Consider the following 394-nt stretch of genomic DNA (forward strand, 5'->3'; position numbering starts at 1 on the left):
AATTCAGCCCTCTGCCTGTTCGTGGTCTTTTGCGGCCAGTTCAGCGGCAAGCTTCATCCGTCTGGCTGGGCTTCTTAACAGCGCCATATCAACCCCGGTTATTACCGGGCGATTCATGCCGGTTACGGACAGGACCGGCTCCTGCTCCATATCAAAATGATACAGGGCTGACTGCAGATTCAGGGCATCACCCAGCTCACGGGTCACGGTCGCACGCGGCGAGGTTTCTCCGCTCATTTCCAGCGACCGTATACGCAACAGAAAGGCACGTAACAGTGCGGGGCTGATACCGGCCAGCGCCTTCTTCCACTCGCTGTTGGCGTAAGTGGTGAACGCTTTTTCATGGGCGCTGATATAAGCAGTACCGGAGGAGCATGCTCCAAGCATGGCGTGG

1 pseudogene is annotated in these 394 nt (G+C 57.1%); it reads right to left on the bottom strand.

What is annotated here, in order from left to right:
- Window positions 1-3 precede the first annotated feature (3 nt).
- A pseudogene (locus QNN86_RS23880) lies at window positions 4-394 on the bottom strand (capsid protein); the annotation flags it as partial.

It is taken from the genome of Citrobacter sp. C348, from assembly GCF_047467975.1.
GTDB lineage: Bacteria > Pseudomonadota > Gammaproteobacteria > Enterobacterales > Enterobacteriaceae > Citrobacter > Citrobacter gillenii.